The organism is Streptomyces sp. NPDC020489 (genome assembly GCF_044386545.1).
Taxonomy (GTDB): Bacteria; Actinomycetota; Actinomycetes; order Streptomycetales; family Streptomycetaceae; genus Streptomyces.
The window spans coordinates 1-26,235 of record NZ_JBIRUZ010000028.1 but is presented as its reverse complement, the minus strand read 5'-3'; the positions used below and the strand labels follow the sequence as shown (position 1 = coordinate 26,235).

Annotated in this window: 23 protein-coding genes and 4 pseudogenes; 13 read left to right on the top strand and 14 right to left on the bottom strand. The window is 68.0% G+C overall.

Annotated elements, in window-relative coordinates; all coding sequences use genetic code 11:
• Window positions 1-95 precede the first annotated feature (95 nt).
• The 4 genes from ACH41F_RS41310 to ACH41F_RS41295 form a co-directional block, all read right to left on the bottom strand.
• Window positions 96-2,060 carry a B12-binding domain-containing radical SAM protein gene (locus ACH41F_RS41310; RefSeq protein WP_398839804.1) on the bottom strand — a complete coding sequence of 655 codons (1,965 nt, stop codon included), beginning with the start codon at window positions 2,058-2,060 and terminating at the stop codon, window positions 96-98.
• 201 nt (window positions 2,061-2,261) lie between these two features.
• On the bottom strand, window positions 2,262-2,435 hold the full coding sequence (locus ACH41F_RS41305; RefSeq protein ID WP_391245424.1) for a hypothetical protein: 174 nt from the start codon (window positions 2,433-2,435) through the stop codon (window positions 2,262-2,264).
• Window positions 2,436-2,553: 118 nt separating this feature from the next.
• Window positions 2,554-3,015: a hypothetical protein gene (locus tag ACH41F_RS41300; protein ID WP_398839803.1), complete on the bottom strand. Its 462-nt coding sequence runs from the start codon at window positions 3,013-3,015 to the stop codon at window positions 2,554-2,556.
• A gap of 75 nt (window positions 3,016-3,090) precedes the next feature.
• Window positions 3,091-4,722: a caspase family protein gene (locus ACH41F_RS41295; protein ID WP_398839802.1), complete on the bottom strand. Its 1,632-nt coding sequence runs from the start codon at window positions 4,720-4,722 to the stop codon at window positions 3,091-3,093.
• A 435-nt stretch (window positions 4,723-5,157) separates the two neighbouring features.
• Here ACH41F_RS41295 and ACH41F_RS41290 point away from each other — a divergent pair, with 435 nt between their 5' ends.
• Both ACH41F_RS41290 and ACH41F_RS41285 read left to right on the top strand, forming a co-directional pair.
• On the top strand, window positions 5,158-6,204 hold the full coding sequence (locus ACH41F_RS41290; RefSeq protein ID WP_391245432.1) for a transposase domain-containing protein: 1,047 nt from the start codon (window positions 5,158-5,160) through the stop codon (window positions 6,202-6,204).
• Window positions 6,205-7,050: 846 nt separating this feature from the next.
• Window positions 7,051-7,887, top strand: coding sequence for a hypothetical protein (locus tag ACH41F_RS41285; protein ID WP_391245112.1), 837 nt, complete (start codon window positions 7,051-7,053; stop codon window positions 7,885-7,887).
• Here ACH41F_RS41285 and ACH41F_RS41280 read toward each other — a convergent pair.
• The 5 genes and pseudogenes from ACH41F_RS41280 to ACH41F_RS41260 form a co-directional block, all read right to left on the bottom strand.
• The gene (locus ACH41F_RS41280; protein WP_391245109.1) at window positions 7,884-8,141 is read right to left on the bottom strand and encodes a TIGR02391 family protein; all 258 of its coding nucleotides are present in this window, start codon (window positions 8,139-8,141) and stop codon (window positions 7,884-7,886) included. The two genes, ACH41F_RS41285 and ACH41F_RS41280, sit on opposite strands and share 4 nt — an antisense overlap.
• 44 nt (window positions 8,142-8,185) lie before the next feature.
• Window positions 8,186-9,603: pseudogene (locus ACH41F_RS41275) on the bottom strand (NF041680 family putative transposase).
• A 174-nt stretch (window positions 9,604-9,777) separates the two neighbouring features.
• Window positions 9,778-10,161, bottom strand: coding sequence for a hypothetical protein (locus ACH41F_RS41270; RefSeq protein ID WP_391245106.1), 384 nt, complete (start codon window positions 10,159-10,161; stop codon window positions 9,778-9,780).
• Window positions 10,162-10,279: 118 nt separating this feature from the next.
• Complete coding sequence (locus ACH41F_RS41265) at window positions 10,280-10,714, bottom strand: DUF6892 domain-containing protein (RefSeq protein ID WP_391245104.1); 435 nt, start codon at window positions 10,712-10,714, stop codon at window positions 10,280-10,282.
• 580 nt (window positions 10,715-11,294) lie between these two features.
• Window positions 11,295-11,450 carry a hypothetical protein gene (locus tag ACH41F_RS41260; RefSeq protein ID WP_010059700.1) on the bottom strand — a complete coding sequence of 52 codons (156 nt, stop codon included), beginning with the start codon at window positions 11,448-11,450 and terminating at the stop codon, window positions 11,295-11,297.
• Between the two features lie 805 nt (window positions 11,451-12,255).
• Here ACH41F_RS41260 and ACH41F_RS41255 point away from each other — a divergent pair.
• The gene (locus tag ACH41F_RS41255) at window positions 12,256-12,948 is read left to right on the top strand and encodes a hypothetical protein (protein ID WP_391245101.1); all 693 of its coding nucleotides are present in this window, start codon (window positions 12,256-12,258) and stop codon (window positions 12,946-12,948) included.
• A gap of 561 nt (window positions 12,949-13,509) precedes the next feature.
• On the opposite strand, the gene ACH41F_RS41250 is transcribed toward ACH41F_RS41255, so the two are convergent.
• Window positions 13,510-14,682 carry a hypothetical protein gene (locus ACH41F_RS41250; protein ID WP_398839801.1) on the bottom strand — a complete coding sequence of 391 codons (1,173 nt, stop codon included), beginning with the start codon at window positions 14,680-14,682 and terminating at the stop codon, window positions 13,510-13,512.
• Window positions 14,683-14,917: 235 nt separating this feature from the next.
• Between ACH41F_RS41250 and ACH41F_RS41245 the strand changes: the two genes are divergently transcribed.
• From ACH41F_RS41245 to ACH41F_RS41235, 3 genes are all read left to right on the top strand, one after another.
• Window positions 14,918-15,145, top strand: coding sequence for a hypothetical protein (locus tag ACH41F_RS41245; RefSeq protein WP_398839800.1), 228 nt, complete (start codon window positions 14,918-14,920; stop codon window positions 15,143-15,145).
• Between the two features lie 220 nt (window positions 15,146-15,365).
• Window positions 15,366-16,292: a DUF4238 domain-containing protein gene (locus ACH41F_RS41240; protein ID WP_398839799.1), complete on the top strand. Its 927-nt coding sequence runs from the start codon at window positions 15,366-15,368 to the stop codon at window positions 16,290-16,292.
• Window positions 16,293-16,565: 273 nt separating this feature from the next.
• Window positions 16,566-17,063, top strand: a complete 498-nt coding sequence (locus tag ACH41F_RS41235) for a hypothetical protein (RefSeq protein ID WP_391245089.1) — start codon at window positions 16,566-16,568, stop codon at window positions 17,061-17,063.
• A 109-nt stretch (window positions 17,064-17,172) separates the two neighbouring features.
• On the opposite strand, the gene ACH41F_RS41230 is transcribed toward ACH41F_RS41235, so the two are convergent.
• Window positions 17,173-17,415 carry a sigma factor-like helix-turn-helix DNA-binding protein gene (locus tag ACH41F_RS41230; RefSeq protein ID WP_391366214.1) on the bottom strand — a complete coding sequence of 81 codons (243 nt, stop codon included), beginning with the start codon at window positions 17,413-17,415 and terminating at the stop codon, window positions 17,173-17,175.
• 129 nt (window positions 17,416-17,544) lie between these two features.
• Between ACH41F_RS41230 and ACH41F_RS41225 the strand changes: the two are divergent.
• Window positions 17,545-18,546: pseudogene (locus ACH41F_RS41225) on the top strand (IS5 family transposase).
• A gap of 79 nt (window positions 18,547-18,625) precedes the next feature.
• Here ACH41F_RS41225 and ACH41F_RS41220 read toward each other — a convergent pair.
• Both ACH41F_RS41220 and ACH41F_RS41215 read right to left on the bottom strand, forming a co-directional pair.
• A pseudogene (locus tag ACH41F_RS41220) lies at window positions 18,626-18,924 on the bottom strand (hypothetical protein); the annotation flags it as partial.
• Window positions 18,925-19,014: 90 nt separating this feature from the next.
• Window positions 19,015-19,221 (bottom strand): hypothetical protein, encoded by a 207-nt coding sequence (locus ACH41F_RS41215; RefSeq protein ID WP_391245081.1) that lies wholly within the window; start codon window positions 19,219-19,221, stop codon window positions 19,015-19,017.
• Between the two features lie 353 nt (window positions 19,222-19,574).
• On the opposite strand from ACH41F_RS41215, the gene ACH41F_RS41210 reads away from it, so the two are divergent.
• The gene (locus ACH41F_RS41210; RefSeq protein ID WP_391245078.1) at window positions 19,575-20,474 is read left to right on the top strand and encodes a Ku protein; all 900 of its coding nucleotides are present in this window, start codon (window positions 19,575-19,577) and stop codon (window positions 20,472-20,474) included.
• 97 nt (window positions 20,475-20,571) lie between these two features.
• Here ACH41F_RS41210 and ACH41F_RS41205 read toward each other — a convergent pair whose 3' ends face one another.
• Window positions 20,572-20,910 carry a DUF6233 domain-containing protein gene (locus tag ACH41F_RS41205; RefSeq protein ID WP_391245075.1) on the bottom strand — a complete coding sequence of 113 codons (339 nt, stop codon included), beginning with the start codon at window positions 20,908-20,910 and terminating at the stop codon, window positions 20,572-20,574.
• Between the two features lie 145 nt (window positions 20,911-21,055).
• On the opposite strand from ACH41F_RS41205, the gene ACH41F_RS41200 reads away from it, so the two are divergent.
• The 5 genes and pseudogenes from ACH41F_RS41200 to ACH41F_RS41180 all read left to right on the top strand — a co-directional run.
• Window positions 21,056-21,427 (top strand): hypothetical protein, encoded by a 372-nt coding sequence (locus ACH41F_RS41200; protein ID WP_398839798.1) that lies wholly within the window; start codon window positions 21,056-21,058, stop codon window positions 21,425-21,427.
• Window positions 21,420-21,620 (top strand): hypothetical protein, encoded by a 201-nt coding sequence (locus ACH41F_RS41195; RefSeq protein WP_398839797.1) that lies wholly within the window; start codon window positions 21,420-21,422, stop codon window positions 21,618-21,620. The genes ACH41F_RS41200 and ACH41F_RS41195 overlap by 8 nt, the downstream gene beginning before the upstream one ends.
• A 560-nt stretch (window positions 21,621-22,180) precedes the next feature.
• Entirely contained in the window at window positions 22,181-23,107 is a 927-nt protein-coding gene (locus tag ACH41F_RS41190) for a LysR substrate-binding domain-containing protein (protein ID WP_391245070.1), read from the top strand.
• 496 nt (window positions 23,108-23,603) lie between these two features.
• The gene (locus ACH41F_RS41185; protein WP_398839796.1) at window positions 23,604-24,536 is read left to right on the top strand and encodes an NAD-dependent epimerase/dehydratase family protein; all 933 of its coding nucleotides are present in this window, start codon (window positions 23,604-23,606) and stop codon (window positions 24,534-24,536) included.
• Window positions 24,537-25,044: 508 nt separating this feature from the next.
• Window positions 25,045-25,749, top strand: a pseudogene (locus ACH41F_RS41180) (BTAD domain-containing putative transcriptional regulator); the annotation flags it as partial.
• Window positions 25,750-26,235: the final 486 nt, after the last annotated feature.

The following is a 26,235-nucleotide window of genomic DNA, read 5'->3' as shown; positions in this document are numbered from 1 at the left end:
ACAACACGAAAACCTCAGTAACTGCGACCGGACGTTGCCTGCAGCCTGACGGGTGGCCCACGCGATGGCCGCGAGAGCGGCGCGGTGGTCAGGCCCTACACACCGACCAGCCCCTGTTGTCGTAGGACTTCCAGCCCGAAGACTCCTGCTTTCCTGACGTCGACTCCTCCCGTGTCGGGGTCGGACCGGGCGAACGCCTCGATGACCTCCTCCAACGACCGGGAGCCATCGCAGAGTTCGAGCAGATCGGCCGACAGCTGGCTCAGCAGAACGTAAGACGCCTCTTCACCGTCCCTGGTGACCCGCGCGAGTGTGGAACTCCCGACGGGCAGGCGAGCGAGGTTCTCCTTCCGCCTCAGGAAGGCGATGAGCTGCTCGTAGTCGACGGCGAGCCTGATGAGCGAGATGCTCGAGGGAATGTGTGGCATACCGGGGCGGGCGTCGATCGGGCGCATCGGCTCGTAGGCCTGCTTTCTCAGCCGGCACACCTCACGTTCGAGCCTGACCATGTTCAGGATCACTGTGTGGCTCGGGTTCGACGGCGGCGTGAGGTAGGCGCTCTGCAGGAACTGGAACAGCTCGTGCTGGAAGTCCGGATGCGCATAGTAGGCGGACACGTCGAAGGACGACTTCCATTCCCGGCCGATTCGTGGGAGGCGCCATGCGCGCCATGCGTCGAAGACGGTGAGCAGGTCTCCGCTGTCCTGGTGGAGTGCGATCAGCAGCCATCGGAAGCGTTGCATCCCGATCAGGACGAACTCCCGCAGCTCCTTGAGATAGGACTTGTCCAGCCACTGGGTGGGCACCGTGTAGAAGTTGGGGAAGACCTCCGGGTACGACGCGATCAGCTCCCGGTCCTGAGGGCTTTGTTGCCAGCCCTGGTGGGACATGTCGGAGTAGATCCCGTCCAGGGTGAGCTGATCGGCGTAGCGGCGCTGGATGGGGGTGTCGGCGAGTGGGGCGAGCAGGTGGAGCTGGGGTTCCACGTGGTCCAGGCGCAGCGCGTCCATGAGGAACGACATGGTTCCGCGCAGGTCGTCCTGCGTCTCTTCCGGGAAGCCGGTTATCAGCGAGGCCGCGGTCTTGATGGCGTAGCGGTCGGCGCATTCGAGCCGTTCCATTGCTTCGTGGAGGTCGATGCGCTTCTTGACGATCTTCTGGAGCCGGGCGGAGCCGGTTTCGATACCGAAGAAGATCCCCCGGCAGCCTGCGCGGTGCATCAGCGCGATGAGCTCATCGTCGATGCAGTCGGTGCGGGCGCTGCAGGACCATTCGTAGCTCTCGCCGGCCTGCAGCAGCGTTTCGCAGAACTCCACGACCTTGCGGCGGTCTACCGTGAACATGTCGTGGACGAGGTCGAATGCGGTGATGCCGTACTGCTGCTTGATGTGTCGCATCTCCTCGAGGACCCGTGCCGGCGACTTGAGGCGGAAGCGGCGCCGGAAGAAGTCGTTGGTGGAGCAGAACTCGCAGGCGAACGGGCAGCCGCGGCCGAGCTCCAGGGGAAGGTCGTGGCACTCGTTGATGTACGGGTGGAGGTGGAATGCCGGCGTGGGAAGGGCGTCCAGGTCCTTGATCACTGGGGCGTTCGGGTTGCGTGTCACGTCTGTGCCGGATCGGAAGGTGATGCCGGCGATCGGTGCGGGCGAGGAGCCCGTGTCGAGCGCGTCGAGGAGCAGCGGGAGTGATTCTTCGGCCTCGCCGCGCACCACGAAGTCGATGAAGGGGAACACCCGCATCGAGGGCACGTCCACGACGGAGGCCTGCGGGCCACCGAGGATGATGGCGGCGTGCGGCTTGGCCTGTTTGATGCTTTCGGCGATGCGGAGGGTCAGTGGGTAGCTGCTGCAGATCGTGCTGAAGCCGTAGACGTCGGCAGGCAGCGACGTGATCCGCTCGGCTGCGAAAGCGGAGAAGTCTCCGGGCGTACGTGCTGGCCTTTCTGCGTCGCTGTTCCTGGTGTGGAGGAACTCCTGGTACCACCGGTTGAGGTCGACGACGATCGGCTGCCGGCCCTGCTGTTCCAGCACAGCGGCCAGGCTCAGCACGCCCAGCGGCACGTTCTCGGAGACCGTCTTCATGGTGCGGTTCTCTGCCACGGAGGCGTCCTGGTACTCCGTCACGGTCGGCGGGCTGATCAGGCACACTTTCATCTTTGTGATTCCTCCTGAGGACCGGGGGTGCACGATGGGTGCCAGCGCGCCGGGCCTCGCCGGGTGTGTATGTGGCGAGGCCCGGGATCCGTGCGGCGGGCAGTGTGGTCAGAGGCCCACGGACACGCTGATCGACACCGAGATGAACGCCTGGGCATCCCTGCCCTGCATGGATTCGACGATGTTGTTGCGGAACTTCTCCTGGAGGGCGGCGAGTTCGGTATTGCTCAGGCCCAGGTCCGGAACGGAGACGACTACCTGTTGGGTTGCTTGCTCGCTCATGAGTTCCTCTTTCGGTGAGGTGGTCTGCTGCGGTTGAACCGCCAGGCTGTGGGAGTCGGAAGAAACTGTCCGCGAGCCCCGCATACGTGGGCGGGGCTGCCGGCCGATCACGGCGGCGCTATCTGGGATCGCGTTCACGCGCTTGACGGAGTGTCTCGGCGATGACGTCCCGCAGCGATCGTTCTATTGCTGTGCGAAGCGAACGTGACGTACGTGGCGAGCGGGCAGCACGTCGAACGAAGCGGAACGGGCGCTCGAACTGTCCTATGGTGAGGAGCTGCTCGCGGTCACGCGAATCGGATTCGCTGCGGAGGCGCTGATACGACACGCCCAGGCCTTTGACGTGTGCGGGAAAGCTTTCCCGATCGGCGTCGTCGAGGGTGACTCTGCCGTCACTGAACTCCTCGATGTGCCTGCGGAGTTCTGCCAACCATGCGGGGCGGGCTCCGGACGCGGTGAAAGCGAGGGACGTGGCGACGTCTATGTCCTCATCCGAGAATCCGGAGAGATCTGGTTCACGACATCCGGCGAGGTCACGGGCCGCCTTCTCGTAAATGGCGCTGTATACGCTGTCGGCCATTGTCTGTCTCGTTTCCTCGCAGGGGGTGACTGCATGAAGGGCAGTCACCCCCTGCGGAGCGGTGGTGCCGGTGCGTCAGATCAGAGCCAGGACGTACGGCGCGAGCTCGATCGCAACGGGGAGGACGTCGCCGGCGAAGTCGCCGACGTCGTCGACGAAGTCGACGAAGTCGTCGAAGATGCCCTTCGACAGGTGCGCCGCCTTGTCTGAGGCCTCCCCGTCGGTGACCATCTCGATGATCACCGGCGCGAGGTGCGTGAGGCTGGTGACGACGGCTTCCCAAAAGGCCGGGTCGTCGAGCAGCTTGCGCGGCACCTTCCTGGCGATGCGGGCAGCGACGTCCTCGGTGGCACCCTTGGTGAGCTCTTCGGGGTACAGGTCCCAGTAGAGCTGAGGGAAGCAGTTGGTCATGGTCCACGATGTGTCGAGCACCTGGGGCCACCACTCCTCGTCGGTGAAGCCCTTGTGGCCGCCCAGGTTAGGAGCCTTCGGCTTGACGCCGGCCGCCTTGCTGGCGGCGGCAAAGGCGGGCGTGAGCATCGTGGCGTAGGCCAGGACGTCGCGCTGGGCGGCGGTCCCCGCTCCTCCTGCCTTGGCGCCGGTCTTGGGCTTCCCGCCCGGCTTCTTGGACGGCGTACCGGTCGCCGCCTCGATGATCGGCTTGATAACCTTCTCGACTGCTCGTTCGACCTGCGTGGTGGTCACGGTCATGGTTGCTGTTTCCTTTCTTGACTGCGATGACTGCGATTTCCGTCCGAGGAGATTTCCGGAATCACCGCTCATCAGGGAGGCGATGAAGTCTTCGACCCAGCCGCTTATCTCCGATTCGGTTGCGGGCGGTTCCGAAAGGAATGCCTCGGACAGGCGGAATTGCTGGTCCTGGGGAGCGAAGCAACCGGGGGTCTGCTCCATCTCCAGTTCGTCGAGCGAATCGGCGGTGAGTTCGATCAACTCGCTGACTGTGCTTGATGCGTCCATCTGCTGCAGCAGCGCGTAGGTGAAGGCCGACAGGCCGTCGGTGTCCTCGCTGCCTGCCGCTGCGGTTTCCCGGGCCGCGCAGGCCGTCAGCAGTACGGCGTTGACCTCGACCTCGGCCCGCGCCTTGACGCCCTTCCTGCCGGGCCCCGAACCGGAGAAGAGTTTGGTCTTGGAACGAGCCGGCGCGCGGCCGAAGAGCTTCAAGGTCGGGGCTCTGCCTCCCACCAGGTCCTTGGCCTGCGCTTTGACGGTCTCGTAGGGAGGCACGAACACCTTTGCCCGCGTGGTTCTGAAGCGCTGTTGCGGGTCGAAGTAGTCCTTGTTCATGCCGCCCGAGTGGCAGGCGTCGATGACGACGGTGAGCGTCCCCGGAGGAACCTGTTGGCTGCGTTCGACCAATTCCGTGTCCTCCAGGAACTGATCGCGGTCGTGGCAGACCAGGACCTCGACGTAGCCGCCGTCGCGCCGGTCGCGGTACCCGTGCGACGACTGGTAGAAGACACAGCGGTCTCCTGGCTGAACGTCGGACAGGAGCCAGTCGAGTCCATCGCGAACGTTCACCAGCGTCGCTTCCTCGTCGTGGAGCATGCTGATCTCGGAGTCTCCGTCAGAGAACTCCAGCCGCTCCAAAAGGTCCCGTACGGCGTAGGTGTCCTTTACGCAGCTGTTCAGCTGATTGCCAGGAACCTCATATTCGTCGATGCCGACCAGCAGAGCGCGATTTGCCATGGATTTTTCCTTTCACGGAATACGGCTTGACACATCTCGATCCCGTGCGCCGGAATGCGACAGCCGGGATCCACTCATGGACACGGCCGTTCGCCGGCGACGCCGCCGGGACCGGCGACGAGTTGGCAGGTGACGGGCAGCCCCGCGAGGGGACCGGAGAGCCAAGCGACGTGACCTGCCATCAGTTCATCTCTCTATTTTTGCCGATATCCCAGCCCTGCAGCGCAAAAGAATCGATTCCTCTCTTGCAACGCAACCGTGCAGGCCGCGGAGCGCGTCAACATGCAGCAGAGGGAATAGCCGCTTTCGACTAGGTCAATGGTTTCTCCGCCCGCTCGACTTGGGCAAATGGGGAGAACTTGCAACCGCTGACTTAAGGAGGGGGAGCTTCTGATGCCGCGGCCGGGGCAACGCAAAGCCACCGTGGACAGCAACGTGTCCGACCGAATCGCCGTCCGCCTCCTCGTGCACACCTTTCCGCCGGACCTTGTCGATCACGTGGTGGCACAGTGCGGACGGGCCGAGCAGCGCAGGCGAATGCTGCCTGCCCGTACGGTCGTGTACTTCGTCCTGGCCATGTCTCTGTTCTGCCAGCGCAGTTACCGGCAAATCGTGCAGCTGCTGGCCGACTCGCTGGCCTGGGCCAACCGAGGCGACGACCTCCAGCCTCTGCTGTTCCCGACAACCGCCGCACTGTCGAGGGCCCGTGCCCGCCTCGGCCCCGAACCCCTGGCCGCGCTCTTCACGGAGGCAGTCCTACGCAGCGGCGCTGTGCGTCCCCGCTGCGAGCGATACCGCACGTGGCGCGTCCTGACCGCGGACACCGCATGCGTGGACGTGCCCGACACCCCTGCCAACAGGGCTAGGTACAGCATCGCGAGGGCGCCCAGCGAGCAGGTGCGGCCGCCACGTCCCGTGCTTCCCCAGGCAAGAATCGCCGTGCTCGCGGAATGCGGGAGCCAGATCATCACCAGTGCGGCGGTCGGGCTGCGGCCCACGGCCGCCGGCCCCGCCTTTGCTCAGGAACTGCTCGCCGCGCTGGCCCCTGGCGACCTGGTCCTCGCGGAATGTGAGGCGGCCGGTCTGCGCCTGTTGCCCTCGGTGTGCGCCGCAGGTGCCGACCTGCTCTGGTGGATCAGAGCCGGCTCACCACTCCCGCGGCACACGCCCCTCCCGGACGGCTCCTATCTCAGCGGCATCGGCGGCCTGTCCGGCACCCACCACGCCGATGTACGTCTGATCGCCGAGGGGTCGGACTGGCTGGTCACGACCCTGCTGGACCACGAGGCCGATCCGGGCCCCCACCTTGCCGCACTGGCCCGTCAGTACCGGAACACCGGAGTCTCGTTCCAGGCGATCGGCACACTGTGGCACAACGGCCCACTGGTGCTGCGTTCCCGCTGGCCAGCCGGGGTCGAGCAGGAGATCTGGGGCCACCTCCTCGTCCACCACACCCTGCGGTCCCTGATGCACCCGTCTTAAGTCAGCAGTGCGCCCGTGTGGCAGGGCAGTCCCAGTCAGTTCTGGTTCGCCGCGGCGAACCAGCAAGTGCGGGTAACGAGGAGCAGGAGGGGGTGCCAGCGAGGCCCCACGCGAGCGTGTCCGTACCGGCTGGTCCGGGGCGCGCGAGTGTTCGAATACGTCTACCGGTCGAACTCCAGGTGCTCGATGCCGGTGAAGCGCACCTCTTCCAGTCGGCCGGCGCGGGCGGTTATTGCCCTGGACGTAGGGCTTCGGGGGTTAGGGAAATGGATGTAGGGGACGTTCGTGATCGTCACACTGAGCGGATGAGCTTGTTCCATGCCGACGCCTACGGCCTGACGACATGATGGTGCACCCGCGGCGTCAGGCGATGCAGCCGGTCCTGGTCCAGCTCATTCAGCAGCTCCGCGATTGCGAGACGGTGGAGGCCGGGGCCGATTTCCAACGTGCCCTGCTCACGCGCCTGCTGGAGGTGGAGAGGGACCGGTGCAAGTTCAAGCGCGCCGTTACCCGGATGCGCAACGGCAAGCGGCCACATGCTGAGGCTCCGGAGCCTCAGTCGGGTCGCGACCTCGCTGACATCGCGAGCTGGCGTTTCGAGCACGACGTGTGCGAGCGGCTGGCCCGCCAGTTGCGCTCAGTGGGTGACGCGCTGGCCTGGCGCGTCTTCGGCTTCCACCGCCCGTTCATCCTCGCTCTGTGCCGCAACCTGTCGCCCGGACCGATGTACGGCAAGGCGGGCCTGACAGCGGAACACGAACACTTCGAGAGGGCCTGCAAGGAGGACGATGCTTTCGCGCTCCTGCACGACCTGACCAACTGCCTGCGCATCAGCGACATGACGGTATGGGACGGCGTGAACCCGCCCTGCACGGAAGAGATCAAGACCAACCCGAAGAACAGCAAGAGCGCGCAGCTACGGCGGATCAACCAGGCCCGCGCGGCTGTGCTGACGGTGGCCCGCTGCCAGGCGACAACGCCTCAGAACTCCTCTACGACCTGGACCTGCCGCTGCGCACCCACCTGGACGTACTGCGCGACGCCCTGGAGCGGGCCGCAACCGACGGCATCTACGCCACTTCGATGCCCGGCAGCCGGGCTCTGTTCGTCGTCGACCAATACGGATGCGTCCAGCAAGGCATGTCCTCCACGCAGCTCAACGAGCGTCTTCAACACGCCGCCGACGGCGCCCTGCAACAGGCAGGGATCACGGCCGGACGGGAGGACTACAACATCAACGCCACCAGCCTGGACAGCACGGCCCGTAACCCGCTGCGGGTGCCCTGGGCGAACTACCCGCTGCATCCGGTTGCCTGCGCCCGGTTGATTGGCGACTACGCCGTGGCGACCGTGGAGACCTCCGGGCCCGTACCGACCCGCCTGCTACAGGCCGCCGGCCTGGACGCGCGCTGGGTCCGCCCGCCAGGCAACGCGGACCTCCAGCAGGGCGAGGTCATCATGGAGATCCACCAGCAGGAACGCTTGCGGTCCGTGGCCCTTCCGGGCGGTCTGACGATGACCCCGGGATGGACGCTGCAGATGCGCCGGTCCGAGCTGGACCGCTACCTCATGGAGCTCCTGCAGCTCGGCACGTGGGCCGCAGGCATCAAACACGTCCTCGCCGCACGGCAGGCCGGGCGGCCGGGGCCGCACTACCGCAGCGAACACGACATCTGGGTCTAGCCGGCGCGCCCCACAGTGCACTGCTCGATCCAGCGGGCGAGGACGCTCAGGGTCGCCAGGTGTTCCAGCGCCTCCTGCTCGGTCAAGGTCACCTCATCCTCGTGAGCGGCAACGTTCCGCAGGGCGAGGAAGGCGCCGGCCGCGAGGTACTTGGCCCCTTCTTGGCGGGCGCGCCATGTAGGCGTGTTGCGGTCGCTGTCGAATCGCAGGCGGGGTTTCCCTGCTATGGGGTCCTTCATGTCGAAGGCCTGCATGCACAAGTCCATTTCGCCGATGTCGTGGCGCCCTAACTTGATCTTTAACCTGTGCGGCGGGGCCGTGGGGTGGTCGATTTCTTCCTTCGCTGCTTCGGCGCCGGTGTCTTGCGGAGTGTGTGCACGTCGTGGCGGGGTGTGGGCCGGGTGTTCTTTGTGCCTGGGGGGCGTCCGGGGCCGGGGCGGGAGGGTTTTGGTGCTTGGGCCGGGCAGGCGGCTTGTGGGCGGATGTGCCGGAAGTCGCGGCGGACTCGGGGGGTGAGCCTGTCTGGCGGGGTTGGTCTTTCCCAGGGATGTCGTAGGTTGGCTGCCAGAGTTCGGGCGAGCCGCAGTTGGGTGTAGGCGGCGAGGATGAGCCAGGTCCATCGGTCGGCTGCTTCAGGGGTGCGGATCTTCGGTGAGGTTCAGCCGAGGGTCTGTTTGAACAGACGGAAGGTGTGCTCGATGTCGAAGCGCCGGAGGTATGCCTGTCAGAGGCGGTCGGCGTCTGTCGGGGTGGCGTCGGTGGCGGACCACCACAGCCAGACGGGCTTGGGGGTTGCTCCGCTGGGCAGGTGGTCGATGTCCAGGCGGATCACCGTTCCCTCGACGATGGGGAGGGTGCCATCGGCGGTTGCCCAGGAGGAGCGGTGGGTCAGTCGGGGGTGGAGCCGGTTCCAGGAGCGGGCCCTGGCGGTGCCCTAGAGGCGGGTGTCGGTGACGGTTTCGGTGTCCGGGGTGTCCCAGGTGTCGGGTTACCCGAAGACGAACTCGTCTCCGTGCCGTGGTGGCCGGCCCTGGGCGTGCGGCAGCCGGGGTGGGACAGCCCTGCGCAGGACGCGGTCGGATCGCATCCGGGTCAGCACGTGCACGGACAGGTCCCCAGGAGGAAGCCGAGGCGGGGTGCGTCGTATCCGGCGTCCGCGACGATGAAAAAGTCAGGATCACCGGTCTGCCACTGTCCCGCGGGGATCAGTCGCTGAAGCAGATCGCGCAGCTGCCGGGCAGTGACGGTTGCGGTGTCGTCCCCGGGCGCCAGACGAAGCGCGTCCAGCGGTGCGGTCCATGAGCTGCGTCCTGGTTCAAGCGCGCAGATGACCGAGTAGGGCCAGCCGGGGATGGGGATGTGCTGATCTTTTCCTCTGCCATAGGTGTGGCACAGGATCCGTTCCGGTGAGGTGTGGGCGTCGGGCCGTAGCCAGCAGGTGACGTCGATGGCGAGGACCAACCCGCCGTCGGCAGTTCGCGGGAGTGGCACTTTGGCCAGTGCCCGCCGCAGCCGGTCGGCATCAATGCGTCCGCGGGCCAGGCCGGCGTAGAGCCCGCCGTGACCCCGGCGGTGTTCCCCTACCAGCGACAGTTCAGCTAGCGACCTCACCGGTCCGTCGCTGCACAAGACGGCATCCGCCAGCTCGAACAACGCGTCCGAACGAGCGGTCAGGCAGGAGTAGAACTCGCCCCGGAAGCATGACAGTTCCGCCAACGGCTCTCGCCGGGCATCGCGATGTCATGGCCTTCGTGCTGAAGGTGTGTGTTCCTTGGTCGGAACACATGTTCAGCCGAAGGCCGCTTCCGCGTACGGCAGTTACCGGACCGAGTGATCAAGTTCGACGCACTATTCGACGCCGGACGTTAAAGATCAAGCTAGGGCCTGTCGTCAAACCCCCCTCGCGGGGGTGCGTGCGCCGCCGAGGAAGACCGCGAGGCCCGTGTCGAAGTCCATGGAGGACGGGACGAACAGGACGGTCCGGTCCGGTGCGACGTACACCTTGCCGCCACCACGTCCAGCTTGTACTACACACACGCCCGCGCCGCCCGCCAGCTCGACGACGTTCGCCCCCGCGCCCGGTGCGAGGCCGAGGAACGCCCTGCCGACCTCGGCCAGTTGTACCGTACCGGCCCCCGGCGGCGGGGGCGGAGGAGGCGGGTCTGTCGTGAATGCCTTCAACTCCGGGGCCTTGCAGCCGCACCCGCCGGGCGGCCAGGCGCGTGAGCTCGCCGCCCCCTGCTCGGGGAAGCAAACCTCCTCGTTGCTGTGCACGTGGATCTGCCCCAGGCAGGGTGGACCGCCGAGCGCCGACTGCCGACACACGACCTCACGCCGGCAGTACGCACCTCATGCCTTCCCCTCGTCCCCCGGTCACTCCCCCGCCCGCCTCTCAACTCGCCTCGATGCCGCGGGCCGCGAAGATCTCCCACTTGCCCGGTGCGACCAGCGTGCCGTCGTCCACGGCAGTGACGCGCTTCAGGTTCGGCAGCAACGCGAGGTCGTCTAGAGAGCGGATGTCGAAGAGGTCATCCTCACCGCCCCAGGCCGGAGCGCAGTGCTGGTAGATCTCCTGGCCGGCGTCGAAGCAGAGCGTCTCAACTTCGGCCAGGAGCTCATCGCCGATCTCCAGTTCCTCGAAGAAGGTGCGCGACTCGTCGAGGACCTCGTCGTCAATGTCGTTCTCCAACACGTACACCGCGGGTATGTCGATGCCCCGCTCCCTCATGCGGGCACCGAGATCGAAGGCAGGCGCGAGGAGAGCTTGCTCGTACATGAGCACGTCGATCACAACAAGCTTGAAGTTGAAGTCTTTGAATGTGGCCACGCGACAGATCTATCACGCGGCTCCGACACGCTGGCGGTACGGCCCGCGCCCGCCGTCCAGGAGCTGGCGTCCAGAAGCTGCCAGGCAATCCACTCCACCCACGCACGATCCGCACCCGCACCCGCATGGCTGATGAACCACACCTGGTCCTAGCCGCTGTCAGACGCCCCCGCATCCGTCATCCGTGGTCCCCAGCACCGTGCCGCCGTACGCCACCAACCAGGCTACCGCCAGCGGCCCTTGGCCTCCGGGGATGCTTTCCCGGGGCACACCCCCGACGACGTACAGAGCGCCACCGGCATCTCGCAGACCAATGCGGCAGCATCCGCCTCACCCCGCAGCCAGGCTCTGCCCTCGACGACCGGCGGGCAGGGCCCGGCTCAGGGCAAACCCATCGCCAACGAGACAGGGCGGGGCCGGCGCATGGCCCCGCCCAAGGGCTCCTCTCTATGGCCGGGCTCACACCTCGTTCGGGCCTCGAGTAGTCCAGAAGCTCCTCACGGCGTGGACTTTCCGACACGGAGGGAGTCAAGTCATAGACACGTCACTCGTCGCAGAGAGCTGGTGAGGCACCCCGACTTTAAAAGAAGTGCTTGCGTCCACCGACCGCGCGACCGGTCGCACCCAGGATCCACAGGATGGCGCCAACCAGAATGAGGATGCCACCGATCGTCGTCAGCAGCCCCATGCCGACAAGCAGGCCGATGATCAGCAGAATAAGCCCAAGAATGATCATTCTATACCCCATCGTCAATTCCGGCTCAGGCGCGTGTGCGTATGAGCTTCACAAGGGCCTGAGTTCGTTCCTTGGTGGGTAGATCCCGACCAACTCCGAACGCCAGGACCTCGGTGCGATAGCCCTTGTGCCCGGCGACACGGTGTTCACGCCCTTCCTTCGAAACTTCGTTCAGTACGCCATCTCCTCGACCGTCCTCTGCTCCGGAAGGCCCTTCCTCCCCGGACCGGTTTGGACGTTGGCGACGGAGACACCGGGCAGCGGCGCCGGCAGGCAGGTCCTCAGGTCCCGGCAGCGGAGCGCAGGTACGGGTCGGCGACCTGGTCCAGCGTGCCTCGCAGCAGCCGCCACAGCTGCAACCGAGTCCCCCACCACGCCGATGCCCCTCGATCTCGCAGTCGCTAGTCAATTGTCGTCGTGCTCCTGCCGTTCGGTGAACCGGCCGGCCCCGTAGTCGAGTCGCTGCGCGGTTTCGATGAGCGGTGCCAGGGGGTCTTGTGACGTGTGCCGCCGGTCGTACCAGGGGCTGCCGCCCTGTCGGCCTCGCCATGTGCGGAGGCGGGAAAGCCATCGCTTGATGGTGGGGGTCGCAGGCTCTGTCCCGGCCGGAACCGGGGCGCGCTGATGTCCCGGCGGGTCGCGCCACGAAAGCGCCACGGTGCGCCACCCCTTCCGCCATACAGAAATGTCGACCAACATGAGCCCGTCGAATCCGGCTAGACCGTCGGAATTTCGCACATTTTTGCGCCCTGCCCTCGACCCAGGGCGGGGCTGTACGCCGTCCCCTTGCGAAGGAGAGCGCGCCATGAGAACCGACGCCAGGCAAGGAGCGGAATGGCTCGCCGCCGCCGCAACCGACCCGCGAGAGTGCAAACGGCAGTGGCACGGCGAGGTAGGCACCGCGGTCCTGGCCTGCGGCCGGTTCTGGGACGTGCTGAGCGTGCCCGAGGAACTCGGCCTGCTCGCCTTGGACGTCCTGCTGCGTACCCCCCGGCAGGAACCCGGCCCCACGCTGGCCGACTTCGCCGCCCACCGGGTGGGGTTCTTCCTGCCTCCCGACCCGGCCAGCCTCTGGGTCGGCTCCGGGCTCCGCTATGCCGGCCAGGGCGCCTGGATCGCCGCGCCGGCGCCCCAGCGGGCGACCGGGTCTCTGCGCTGGCTGGTTCCGCCGGACGGCAGCGGCATCCTGTACGCTCCCGCCGCCGTGGAACTGGCCCTGCTGCAGGCGACCGGGACACTTAACGCCCTGATCGACTCCGCCTCACGGCCGTCCGTGGTCCGGGGCCACAGCAGCCGTCGCGCATCGCGTCGGCTGGGCAGCCCGGCCCCCACGGACGGCCGGGACGACCCGCCCATATCCAGGAGTGACGCTCAGCCGTCCGGTTCGGCGAGGGGCGGCATTACAGCCACACGGTCCCACCGCCCCATACTCCTCCCGGAGTTGACGCTCGCCTGCCGCCCGATCACGGGCGGAGCGATGAGGGCCGCCCACCGCTGATCCGGCCGGCCCGGCACGGTCCGCCCCCTGGCCTGCCATTCGACGGCCAGGGCGGCGTAGATCGGCGGGTGCATCCCGTGCAGACCAGCGAGGCCGGCGTATGCCCGGGGGTGCTCCGCACGGCCCAAGAGACGCCCCGTGGTGGTAGAGGTGCTGTCCATGCCGCTGCAACGCGACGGGGTACGCCAGTGGTACGCCCGCGCTCGCCGAGGGTACCGAATCGGGTGAGCGCGCCTCCCCCGATCGGGGCTATGTGCTCGTCGGATGAGAAGCGCAGCGGCCGCTCGCCCTGGCGCATCGCAACAGTTCCCGGCCCACTTCCTTGGCAGGCTCCACCGCGCTCTCAGACTGCCGACAGCGCACAGCGGCTGCAGTCGGCGGACGACAGGCCTGTTCTCACCATGGAGGAAACGGCAGCGAGGGCTGGGCGACGGTTCTGTGCGCAGCGTGCGGTGCCCTGTATCGGTTGGGAGAGGCGGCCCGCGGCTTTGCGGAGGATGACTTCGGCGAGGGCGCCGCGGCCGTCGTGTCAGCATCAACCCCCGCGGTGAAGGGCTGGGTTCAGCTGATGGCCTTTTCGCCCGCTGCTGCTTCCGGGCCGACCACCTTGCTGAGAATCAGGTCACGGACGGGGGGCGGCAGCACCCCTGGGATCTGAAGGACCTGCCACTGGCAGCCGGGCACCAGACCATCAAGCAACACGAACATCTGGCACTGGAACAGCAGCATCAGTGCCGAGAACGCACCCTTCGACGGCGCCCAGCGGCGATCCCGCAAAGTCTCGATGACGGAGACCCCGGACAGCAGCATCCTGCCGTGCAGCCATTCCTCTACGGCCTCACCGTGCTGCCCGGCGTCCAGCTCGCGCTCCACCCGCTGGCACAGATCCAGAGCCCACTCCCGTTCCTGGGCTGCAGTGCGCCAGCCGGCCGCGAGGTCTTTCAGTGACGCCGTGTCCGCCAACGCCCGCAGGAGATCACGGGCGTCGCCGTCGGGGATGAAGGTCAGTGAACCGTCGTCCGCGATGATTTTGGCCGCGGCCTCCGGGACGTCCTCCTCGGTGGTCTCGACGAGCGAGGCAAACGGATTGGCCGGCATGCCCGGGCTCATGGCGCGCAGCAGAGCTCCGATGTCCTGCAGGGGAACGGAGCCGCCCAGGGTCGCGGACGCGGCGGTCAGTGTGGCGTCTTGCGGTGTGAGCTGCGGCGGTTCGGAGTTGTGGTCCAACTCCGCAAGTTCGGCGGGGAGTTTACCGAGGGCGCGGGTGATGCGCTCATCGATGCGGCGTGCCCGGGCCGGGACAAGGGTCACGGTCTGGCCGCTGTCGGGGAGCTGGTGGGAGAGGCGATCCAGCCGCTCGTCCAGGTCCAGGCCGTCGTCCGCGCCATCACCCTCATCGGGAAGAGTGGTGGTGTCAACGGCGGCACGGAAGGCGGCGCGCACCGTCGCCTCCGGTACCGGGAGCCCTTCGGCGAACAGCAGCAACGCCAGGTCCGCCGGCCGCTTGCCGCGCCCGGCCATGCGGCCGAGCGCCACGACCAGGTCGAAGCTCTCGGGCGGCGGCGTGGACGTACTGCCGCGACCCTGGCCGAGGCCTCCGCCTGGAATGTTTCCCGGCAGGAGTCCGGCCCTCCGCCAGCCGGCGAGCTGCTTGGCGGTGATGGTGAGATCGTGACGCGCCGCGTGATCGATGAGCTGCTGGTCGGCTGCGCTGGGGCCGTCGCTGGAAGACATGGCGCGAAGGTAGCGGCGCCCGCACCGGTCGCGGACCGGTTTTAGAGACCCCCCACCTTCGTCCGGTCGGTCTGCTACCCGTCCGCTCAAATGGCAGTGAAGCGGCAACCGTACGGCGCACCAACGCCGCTCCGGAACAGACACGTTGGAAGTCACCTGACCCGCTACATGAAGCATCGCGCCCGCCCGTGGGCGCTGCTGTTGTGCGCCCGATCCGCAAAGGAACTCACCTCGCATGACCACCGACACGGACGACTCCCGTCCTCAGGACCGCGACCACCAGGACCTTCGCCTGGTAGTGCTCCTCCTCGCCCTGGTGGTAGGGCTGCTGATCACCGGTGCGGCCATCTACCTCACCCGCGAGCATCCGCGTCTCGCGCAGCCCCTGGGCGTAGGCTCCGCCGTCATAAGCGCGCTCGCCGCCATCCCCGGCATCGTCGCCCGCGTCATTCGGCGACGATGACGCGCAGGGTCCCCGCGTGTCGGGTCCGACACGACTCGTCGCAGCGTTGCTGTGCGGGGACAGTGCGGTGACCTCGCCGGGCGAGCCCCGCTCGGGCTCAACCGGCGCTGAGGCAGGCGGGGGCGGCTCAGTCGCTCGCTGTCGGTGCCGGACGGCGGAGCCGCGCGGCGGGCGTCAAACCGTTGGCCCTGTGCATCGGGCGCTTGCCAGAATCTGGAGAGTGAAGGCAGCTCAGATACGTCGGCAGCACCTCGTCTCGCAGGTCCTGCTCAAGCAGTTCACCACAGCCGGGCCGGAAGGTAGCGGCCTCCAGTTGCGTCCCATTGATGTACGCAACCCTGAACGTCGGACCAAGTTGGCGAGCACACGGACGTGCGGCTGGGCCGACACCTTCGTGGCGTTCGACTCCGCGTCTGCCGAGAAGTTGTGGGACTCCGTGGAGAGTCGCGCCCACGCTGCCTTCGAGGCAGTACGCGCCGGCACGCCGTTCGCCGACCCGGGGCACGTTGAGGCTCTGCGTGACCTGGTCGTGCTCCACTATGTGCGGTCGTACCGCTATCGCGATGTGTACACCAACGCGTTCGAGACTGTGAGCGTGAAGCTCCGCGGTCAGCTCATCAGGCAGTATCCGGAGCAGCTCCGTCGAGAGGCGCTGCGGCAGACCAGGCTCCACCTGGACGGCTCGGGCCCCCTGGGTGCCTTCGCCGAGCGTCTCATCAAACAGTCCGAGGTTGCCCAAGAGTTCGAGAACGGCAAGCTGTTCCGCACCAGCATCGAGGGCATGTTCCACAAGGTGCGTACTGAGGCGGCGAAGTGGCGTCTGGAGGTGCTGACTCCGGAAAGCGGGCAGTTCCTGGTCGGCGACAACCCAGGCGTGTCCGTGCGTACGGACACCAAGCCCTTCGCATACAACATGGCCTTCAACGACGCCCACTCCATCGTCCTGCCCATCAGCCCCCGCCACCTGCTGGCCCTGGGCCGGGAGAACCTGGTCGGCACCATTCCCCGGGCCACCGTCAACGACCTCAACATTGTTCAGATCCGTGCCGCAGACCGCTACGTCTACATGCACCCTCGGAGCACGAGGCTAGAGACGTTCGCGAGGGACACAGCGAAACGGTGGCACACAGACCGCGCGGACCGCTGAGCACCATCCCGAGCCGCCCGGGCAATCTCCAGCGGGTCATGTCCGGCGGCCCGGGCGGCGGTGGCGAAGCCACGGCGGAGGGAGTGCCCGGACCAGTCGCCGGAAAGGCCGGCGGCGACGGCCAGGTGCTCGATCACCTCGGCAGCGGCCTCAGCCGTCATCCGCCCGGCCGGGTCCCCGATGGTGCGGCCGGAGCCGCGCGACTGGTCAGGGACCGCTGGAGCCCGGAAAACCGGGCGCCTCCGGGTACATCATCGGTGCAGAATGTCCGGCATGACCTATCAAAGCCCGTTCGGCGACATGGACACTGACCACGAGTGGCCGGACGCGCTGTGCCTGTCCCGCGTCAACTGCGCGAACGCGTCCGAGGAAACACTCGGTGAGTTCCACCGAGGCGCCATCGCGCTGATCGACGCAGGGATCCCGCAGCCGGCCTTCTTCCTCGCCCGGCAGCTGGCTGAGCTCTCGCTGAAGGCCATCATCGGACCGGGGGCGAGGGGCCACGACCTGGGGAAGCTGCTGAAGCGGCTGAAGGACAGCGACGACGACCTGTTCGCCCCCGGCGACGACCGGCACCTGATCGTGGAGTTCATCCGGGACATGCACCGCCGCGACCCGAATGGCGACGAGGGGCGCTACCCGACCACCACCAAGGGTGTGCCCTCGCTGGCCGCCGTGTGCTGCGCCAACCCGCTGCTGTTCCGCAAGTACGTCAACCTCCTCTTCCTCTACACCCAGGAACGCATCAGCCGTGTCGGCCAGACCGTCTGAAAGGCGAAATCCTCCGGCGTCGGTATAGCCGGGCTCGAGAGCTCAAGACACGCGAGCGTGCCCGGACCAGTTGGTCCGGGCACACACGATTTCTTCTGCAATCGGTTGATCACGATGCTTCGGCAGCAGGTGTCCAGCTGCCAGATGCCGCCGAACGCAGCGTTGATGGCACGGCCGGGGACGTCGCCCGTACGTGCCTGCGCAGCTTCCGCCGCGCTCGGGCCATCATCGTCCGCACGGTCCCGGGCTGCACGGCCATGATCTCCGCGATCTGGTCGGAGGGCAGCCCGTAGAGGCTGGTGAGGACGAAGGCCGTCTTCTCCGACTGCGTCAACACTGTGTCGGCGGCCACCAAGATGCTGGAAGCCTGGACGTTGCCGGCGGCGGTCTGCTCCGCCGACCGCACGAGGGCGCGTATCGAGTTCTGATCAATCTGCGGGATTCGCCCTCGTGGCGGGGCCCGATCCGGCAGATCGTTTGTGTGACGCGAGCGCAACTGACGGACGAAGAGTGGGCGTTCATCGGCCCGTACCTGCCCATCGGGGAGTACGGCCCGTATCCCGAGCGGCTGCGGCAGCAGTTCGAGGGCGTGATCTGGCGGTTCAAGACGGGCGGGCAGTGGCGGGAGATGCCGCAGGAGTTCGGCGCCTGGTCGACCGTCCACAACCGCTTCCGGCAGGGGCGTGACGCCGGCGTGTTCGAGGCCCTGCTGGAGGGCCTGATCGCGGAAGCCTCGAAGCGGGGCGAGGTGGACCTGTCGCTGGTCAGTGTCGACTCCACCACCGCGCGGACCCACCATGACACCGCCGGGATGCACCTGGACCAGGACGTCGTCACCGCGCTGGAGAAGGCCGCCGCCGAGGAGGAGAAGGCCAGGTCAAAGGGGCGGCGCCGAAGAACGAAACGGGCAGGACACCGAAGGCGATCCCGAACGCAAGGAACAGCGAGCCGTCCGGCGCCGGCGAAGGCTCCGGCTGAAGGCCGCCCTGCTGGGACGCTCCAGGGGCGGGCAGACCAGCAAGGTCCACCTCGCCGCGACCGCAGGTGCCGCCCGCTCGCCTTCGCGCTGACCGCGGGGCAGGCCGCGGACAGCCCGCAGTTCATCCCCGTGCTAGGCAAGATACGGGTCCGCGGCTCCGTCGGCCGCCCCCGCACCCGCCCGGATGCGGTAGCCGGGGACAAGGCCTACTCGTCCCGCGGCAATCGCGCCCACCTGCGCAGACGCGGCATCAAAGCAGTCATCCCGGAGAAGAAGGACCAAGCCGCCAACCGGAAGAAGAAGGGGTCCAGGGGCGGCCGTCCGGTCGGCCACGACGCCGACCTCTACAAGGAGAGAAACACCGTCGAGCGCCTGATCAACAAACTGAAGGCCTGGCGAGGCATCGCCACCCGGTACGACAAGACCCCGGGAAGCTACCTCGCCGGCCTCCACCTGCGCGCCTCGATGATCTGGATCAAGGACCTCACCCGAACCGCACATTGATCACGACCGAATACGCGCCTAACCCACTTCGGTGCGCAGAGCCCGGACAGGCCCGCCTTCGCGGCGTCGTCGTGCGCCGTGCCGTCGAGCGCGGTCCGGGCCGCGGCTGGGTGAGCCAAGCGACGGCGGCGCCGGTCAGCGCCACGGGCCACTCGACCACTCCGGCCACACCGAGCACGCCGGCACCGGCGTAGACGGCCATCCGGCGTCCGCGCGGCGAGACCGCGCCGATCCGGTCGAGGGCGTCGGTGGCGACCTTGCCGACCTGTTCCGCGCCGGGCAGGTGCCGCAGACCCGAGGCGACGGCCCGAGCGGCTGCGGAAGATCGGACGAACGGGGTGTCTCCTGGTTCCTGGCGACCTCCGTGAGCGCATGGATGGGCGGCTTCCGGTTTCCCCTCTCCGCCCCATATTCCGTCTTCGATGGGGTAAGCGCTTGTCTTGTTCGGCCGAGGCGCCGCCTCGGGCGTCAGACGACGGTCTGGCCGTCGTGGATGCCGCCCATGCAGCGCTTGGTCCAGGGCGAGCCGTCCCCCACGGCGGAGATGATGATCATGCCTCCGCCGGCGATGCACTGGCTCGCGGTGACGTCCGCCGGCAGCGCCGCGGCGCGGGCGGGGGCGGCGAGCGCGGTCAGGGCCACGGCGGTGAGCAGGGCGTACGGCAGCGTGCGCATGAGAACTCCTTCGGGCGGGCGAGCCGGACAGGGATGCCGTCCCAGCGTCACCAGGGGGTGCCGGGGCCGCCAGCCGGGTGAGGGATCCGGGTGGCGGACGGCGACGCGGACGGCAACGCAGGCGACGCGGGCAAGTTTTTCCGGTCTCCTCGCGAGCACGGCCAGCGGCGAACGCTGGCCCTTGCGCACCGCACGCAGTTGCTGCCAGTCGACTTCCGGATGGGCGCCGGGCAGGCCGTCGATGGACGATCTCCCGAAAGGCCTTGGTAAACGTCAGCGACCACGGCACGCCATGCGAGACACCCCCCGCACTCATAGCCTGGTGCCACTCGGGGCTGTCACGGAGGTCCCCCATGCCCCGAACCATCTGGAGCGGCGCCATCTCCTTCGGCCTGGTCACGGTGCCCATTCACGTGCATTCGGCGACCGAGAACCACTCGATCCAGTTCCACCAGTACCACCTGGAGGACATGGGCCGGGTCCGCGTGCGGAAGGTGTGCGAGCTCGAGGACCGCGAGGTCACCCAGGCCGAGATCGGCAAGGGATACGAGTACGCACGCGACCAAGTCGTGGCGATCACGGACGAGGACCTGAGCAATCTGCCGCTGCCGACGGCGAAGGCCATCGAGATCGCCGCGTTCGTGCCCCTTGAGAGCATCGACCCGATCCGGATCGGCGAGGGTTACTACCTCTCCCCGGACGGGACCGTGGCGGCCAAGCCCTACGAACTCCTTGTACAGGCCCTGGGCCGATCGTCGAAGGTGGCGATCGCCAAGTACGCGTGGTCCGGCAGGGAAAGGCTCGGCATGCTGCGCGTGAAGGACGACGTGATCGTGCTGCACGCCATGCGCTGGCCGGACGAGATCCGCGACCCGTCCATCGTCGACCCACCCACCGTCGAGCTGACCGACGACGAGATCGACGGCGCACTGACACTCATGGACACCCTGGCCGTCGACGACCTCACCGGCCCGGACTTCCGGGACCACTACACCGAGGCCCTCGCCGAGGTCATCGTGGCCAAACGCGAGGACAAGCCTCTGCCCGACGCGCCGGAGCCCGAGCAGCCCGGGCAGGTGCTGGACCTGATGGCCGCCTTGCAGGAGTCCGTGCAGAAAGCGAAGGTCTCCCGAGGCGAGGAAGCGGACGCGGACGTGCACCAGCTGCCGAAGAAGAAGCCCGCCGCGAAGAAGACCGCCGCCAAGAAGGCTCCCGCGAAGAAGACGGCCCGCAAGCCACGCAAGAGCGCCTGAGCATCCCTCGCGAACACGGCCCGCACTGCCCCCGACCACAGACCCGACCATGCAGGTCACAGGGCTGCGCAGTCATCCGCCGAAAGGGGACTGGCTGTCAGTCGAGCATGCCCAGATCGGTGTCGGGGCGGCAGTGTGAACATGGATCCACGCCCTCCGCGAGCGCCCGCACCGCCTGCTCCCGCGCTACGCCCTTGGACCGTTTGCCCGCCATATGGCAGCCGCCCACGTGGACGTACACCGGCGGTGTGGCCCGGTTCAGGCTCTGCTCGATCAACCAGTCCGGCGCCGGCGGCCTGGCCACGATGCCGTGCTGGCGTTCGGCCTCGCGGCGCTCCTCATCCGCGATCCACCGCCGGGTACGGGCAAGATCCCTCTCCTGCACCCGCTCCAGGAAACGGAGCAGAACGAGTCTAGACGGGGCTGAATCGTGCACACGTTCGATTATAGGAGGTAGCCTGACCCGCGCACCCCAGCACCCCAGCACCCCAGCACCCCAGCACCCCAGCACCCCAGCACCCCAGCACCCCAGCACCCCAGCACCCCAGCACCCCAGCACCCCAGGATGAAGCGTGGACCCCATGAGCCTCGAGGAGCTGCTGAAGCAGACCGGCGTCGAGGTGGCCGCACTGCCGCCGGCGCCCGCATCACCCACCTCACGGCAGGTGCACGCGCGCATCGCCCACCGGCCTCCGTATCTCTGCGCCGTCTGCGGGAAGACCGGCGCGATGGCCCGCGTGGTCGCAACCGACCAGGGGGCGCGTTGGGCGGATCTTTGTATCGGGCACGGCCTGACCGTGATGGAGCCCTCGCCGCGCATGCCGACCACGGCGGAGGGCATCCTCGCCGACCTGCGCGAGGTCGTCGCCGAGATGGCGGCCGAGACCGGCCGCACGCCGCGGATGCGGCTGTTCGCCGACGCAGGCGGCTGGCGGGACGAAGCTCATGGATGATCTGCACCGCTACCACGTCGCACTGATCCTCAACAGTGCACCCGCGCGGCATGGCTGGTGGGGTGTGGAGGGCGTGGCGCGTGAGAAGTTCAGGTTGTGGGTGGGTGAGTGCAGCGGCCAGGCCGGCTCCCGCGTGACCCTCACCGACGAACAGAGGGGCACGGTGTTGACGACGTGGCCGGACACCCCGTAGGTCCCTGCCATGCTGAGCGGCATGTTCGCCGATCAGCACTCAGCAGACCAGCTCGCCCAGACCACGGCCGACGCGGCTTCGGCCGACGACGCCGCCTCGGAGGCCCGCATCAGCTCAGACTGGGACAAGGCCATCGCGTGCTCCTCCGGTCGAACTGCCCGTTCACCAAGGAGACTTGCGCGATGGCCTGCCCTTGTTCAGGGAGCATGCACCGCCAGCGGATGCACGCCCCGGGCAGACACCCGCGCGTTCCGGGACCGGGCCCGGCTACACCACTTCATGGGGCGCCATCGTGAACCTGCAACGGACCGTGCCGGCCGCGCTGTTGGCGGCTGCCGGGAGGGTGGGACGCGTCCCAGCGCTGACGGGCTGACCTCCCGCAGCGGTAGCTCCTCGGCCGACGGCGCCCCAGCGTTCGGCCGGCCTGCTCTGCGATGGAGGAGTCCTGGGTCAGGGCGGGGTATCGGGACCGGTTGACGTGTCCAGGGGCTTCCTCGACCGCCCCCGGGCCTTCCCCCTCGAAACATTGATATGCCGAAGCACAGACATAGCATCTGTGGATGCCTTCTTTTCGCGCGCTGGAATGCCTCGTCGCTGTCGCGGACACCGGATCGATCACTCAGGCCGCTGCGCTGCTGCACTCCTCGCAACCCGCCGTGTCCCACCAGATCGCGTCACTGGAGCGCGAGACGCGCACGGCCCTGCTGCGTCGCGAGGCACGGGGGGTCAAGCTCACCGCCGCGGGGCGGGTCGCGGTCGCGGACGCCCGGCTGGCGGTCGAAGCGGCCACCGCCGCCGTGCGCTCGGCGCGGGCAGTGGGAGAAGCCGGGGGCGGGTCACTGCGGATCGGCTGCGCGCAAAGCCTCACCGTCGCCTTGCTCGCCCCAGTGCTTCGCGACTGGCGCCGACGCCACCCGGACGTGACTGTCGCTCTGCGTGAACTCGCCCTCATGGACGAGGCATTGAGGCTGATCGAGTCCGACGATGTGGACGTCGTGGTGCTGGCGGACCCTCCATCCGACCGCTTCCAGGTCAGTGCCGTCGCCGAGGAGGAGATCGTGCTGGCCGCACCCACCGGCCACCCTCTGGCCGAACGGGCCGCACTGCGGATCCAGGACCTCGATGGTGCGCCACTCGTGCACTTCACGGCGGACAACGCCCTCGGCGCATGGCTCGACCAGTGCTTCGCCCGGGCCGGAGTCCACCCGGAGGCGGTCATGCGGACGTCCGTCTCTGCCGCGGCACCTCAACTCGCCGCCGCCGGGCTGGGCGTCGCGGTCTGTCCGGTGAGTGCGGTCAGTGCGGGCTTTCCAGGCGTGGTCCGATCCTTCACACCACGGTGGACCAGGCAATTGATGGCGGTGACCTCCGCCGAACCCGATCCGCTCGTCGCGCGGTTCGTCTCGGGGCTGCGCCGTCAGGGAGTGCGGGTGCCCCGCAGCGTGCAGAGGCAGCTCGACGCGGGAGTCGTGGTCGCGGGCGAGTGAGCGCGGGCAAGCGGGCAGGCGGGCAGAACCCGAGGCGTGGCTGCTCGTCGCATCGTTGCCTTGCGGCTGGTTGAAGGCACGCAGAGGGGAGTGGGGCGCGGCCCTCTTTGACGAAACAGGCGCAGACTCTGTCCCCACGGCCTCCTCGCCACCGCCGATCGGGATTCGGCCGAGCGGGCCGTGCTCGACCGTGGCGTGACCGTACGATGCCACGCCCTGCGCGCGTCGGCGCACGCTGCGGTCCACTGCGCCTGTCTCGCCCACTGCAAGCCCCACAAGGGGCCCCTCGACCCTTCCGGGTCAGCGGCACGGCCTGTGAGCGCGAGGTCCGCGTCAGGCTGGTGGCGATGGGCAGGAGAGTCATCCATATTCTCTATGGCAGACCGTCGATTCATGCATGACTTCGAGGGAACATCGGGCCGCCCGTGATAGCTGCACACCACATGGCTTCCGTCCGCGGCGGACGGCAGCGTCACACATGAGGAAGAAGGCTCCCATGGCACAGACATTCGTCACCGGTGGCTCGGGTTTCATCGGCCGCGCACTGATCCGTCGACTCATCCGTGATGGCCATGCGGTCCGCGCGCTGGTCCGCAGCGAAGCGGCGGCCGGCAAGGTGGCGGCCCTCGGCGCGCAGCCGGTGCAGGGCGAGTTGACGGAGCCGGCCACCTGGCAGGACGCGGTGGCAGGCAGTGAGGTGCTGTTCCACCTCGCCGCCGAGACGGACATCACCGCCGACCGCGAGCGCCACGAGCGGGTGACGGTCGCTGCCACCCGTACGGCTGTCGAAGCAGCCCGTACCGCAGGGGTCGCCACCTTCGTCCACTGCGGCAGCGAGTCCGCGCTCCTGGCCGGTGAACCGCTGGTGGACATCGACGAGACCGCACCACTGCGGCCGGACTCCGAAGCCGCCTACTGCTCGGCGAAGGCCGTCGCCGAGCAGATCGTGCTGGACGCTGACGGACCGGGCTTCACCACCGTCTCCATACGGCCGCGGTTTGTCTGGGGCCCCGACAGCAGCCTGACCGAGGGCCTGGCGGCCGCGGCCAAGGCCGGGGAGTTCGCCTGGATCGACGGCGGCCGGCATACCACCGACGTGACGTACGTGGACAATGCCGTCGAAGGCTTGATACGCGGATGGCAGCACGGCCGGGCAGGTCAGGCCTACTTCGTCACCGACCAACACCCCGTCGTCCTGCGGGAATTCCTGGAGACGCTCTTCTCGCTGTACGGCGTCGACACGCCCATCCCCGACATGGACGCCGACACCGCCGCCCGGGTGGTGCCCGTACCCGCGCGGTGGTTCATCGGACAGCCGTGCACGCTGCGCACGGACAAAGCGGTGACCGAACTGGGCTACCGGCCCATCGTCCCGCACGCCGCCGGCCTCACCGCCGTGAAGGAAGCGCTCGCGTCCGACCCTTCGTGACGGCCGCACGAGGGCTGCACCTGGCCGTGGTGTCCACCCTGCTCAGACCTGCTCTGGCCCGGGCATGGCTCGGTGCGGGCCCTCGACCGAGTCAGATCGAGGGGGTACCGCCGGGCGGGCAAGCTGGGGCTGCCCCGCTTGACCGCCCGGAATGTGGTGGTGGCCGGTCTTGGATGGTTGAGTTTGCCGCCGAGGCGCTCCGAGTGGCTGCATAGGCGAGACCGGAGCGCGGCAGGCGGCTACGCGGAGCAGTCCCGGCTCCGTGGCCCTGCCGGAATGCCGAACTGACGTGCCGCTGAGTCTCCTGAGGGCACTCCGGCCAAACGACGGCGACATCGTCCGCGAGCCCGCCGTCGACTGCGTCGCGGACCGCCGAAGTCACCCACGCCACGCTCTCCCGCAGGCCGCGGCGGTGGCCTGCGGCAAGACTGCGTGCAGGATCGGCCATGCGCAGCTGAGGTTGCCGATGTGAAACCCGGTACGACACCGGTTCATAATCGGTCACGTGATGCGTCTTGCAGTTCTCGGTCCTGTCCGTGCCTGGCGGCGGGACGAGGAGATCGACCTCGGATCCCCACAGCAACGTGGATTGCTCGCGCTGCTCCTTCTGCATGAAGGGCGTCCAGTGGAGACCGAAGCGATCCTCGACGCTTTGTGGGGTGAGGGAGAGCCTCGAGGCGCTCGGGGCACCATTCGCACCTACATCTATCGTCTGCGGCCGATTCTCGGCGACATGGCGGCCATCGAATCCACCGGCAGTGGCTACCGGCTTACGGTTCATGACGGGCAGGTCGACCTGCGCAGGTTCCGCGAACTGATCGCACAGGCTCACACGGCGCGCCGCGCCGGTGCCTCGGCGCATGCCGCCGATCTCCTGCGCCAGGCCCTCAGCACCTGGCAGGGACCGGCCCTGTCGGGCGTCCGGGGCCCCTTCTTCGACCTTGAGCGTGACCGGCTGGAGGAGCTGAGGCTGGCCGCCCTGGAGGAGGTGTTCGACCTTGAGCTGGAGGCCGGGGGGCACCTAGGTCTGACATCCGAAATCCGGGCAGCCGCCATGGAGCACCCGCTGCGGGAACACCTCCACGAACAGCTCATGCTGTCGCTGTTTTATGCCGGCCGCCGAGCCGAGGCTCTGGCCGCCTATCAGCACGCACGGCAGCTCCTGCGCGAAGAACTGGGCGTGGACCCCGGGCTCGCTCTTCGCTCCCTCCACAGCCGCATCCTGCACGAGGGCGACGATCCGCACGCCCTCGCAGACCGTGAGCCGGCCTCGGCCAGCGCGCCGGTCCCGGCTCAACTCCCCCCAGATTCGGCAGTGTTCACCGGACGCCGCGCAGAAATCGAGGAACTGACCTCAACCCTGCGCGATGCCGCACACGCTCCGGTCGTCGGCATCACCGGCCTGGGCGGGATGGGCAAGACCGCGCTCGCCGTGCGCCTCGCGCACACCCAACGCCACCTGTTTCCCGATGGGCAGGCGTTCGCCGACCTCGGCGGCTTCAAGGCTCCGGTCGACCCGCTGGACGTACTCGGCCAGTTCTTGCGTGCCATCGGAGTGTCGCGGCTGCCGGCGTCCCTGGACGAACGTGCCGCGCTGTGGCGAACGACGCGCTCGACGAGCAGACCGTCGTGGTCCCGGGCACCGGCACCCTCGACCTCGTGATCCCGTCCCTGGCCGGTTCGCTCGCGGCCGTCCACG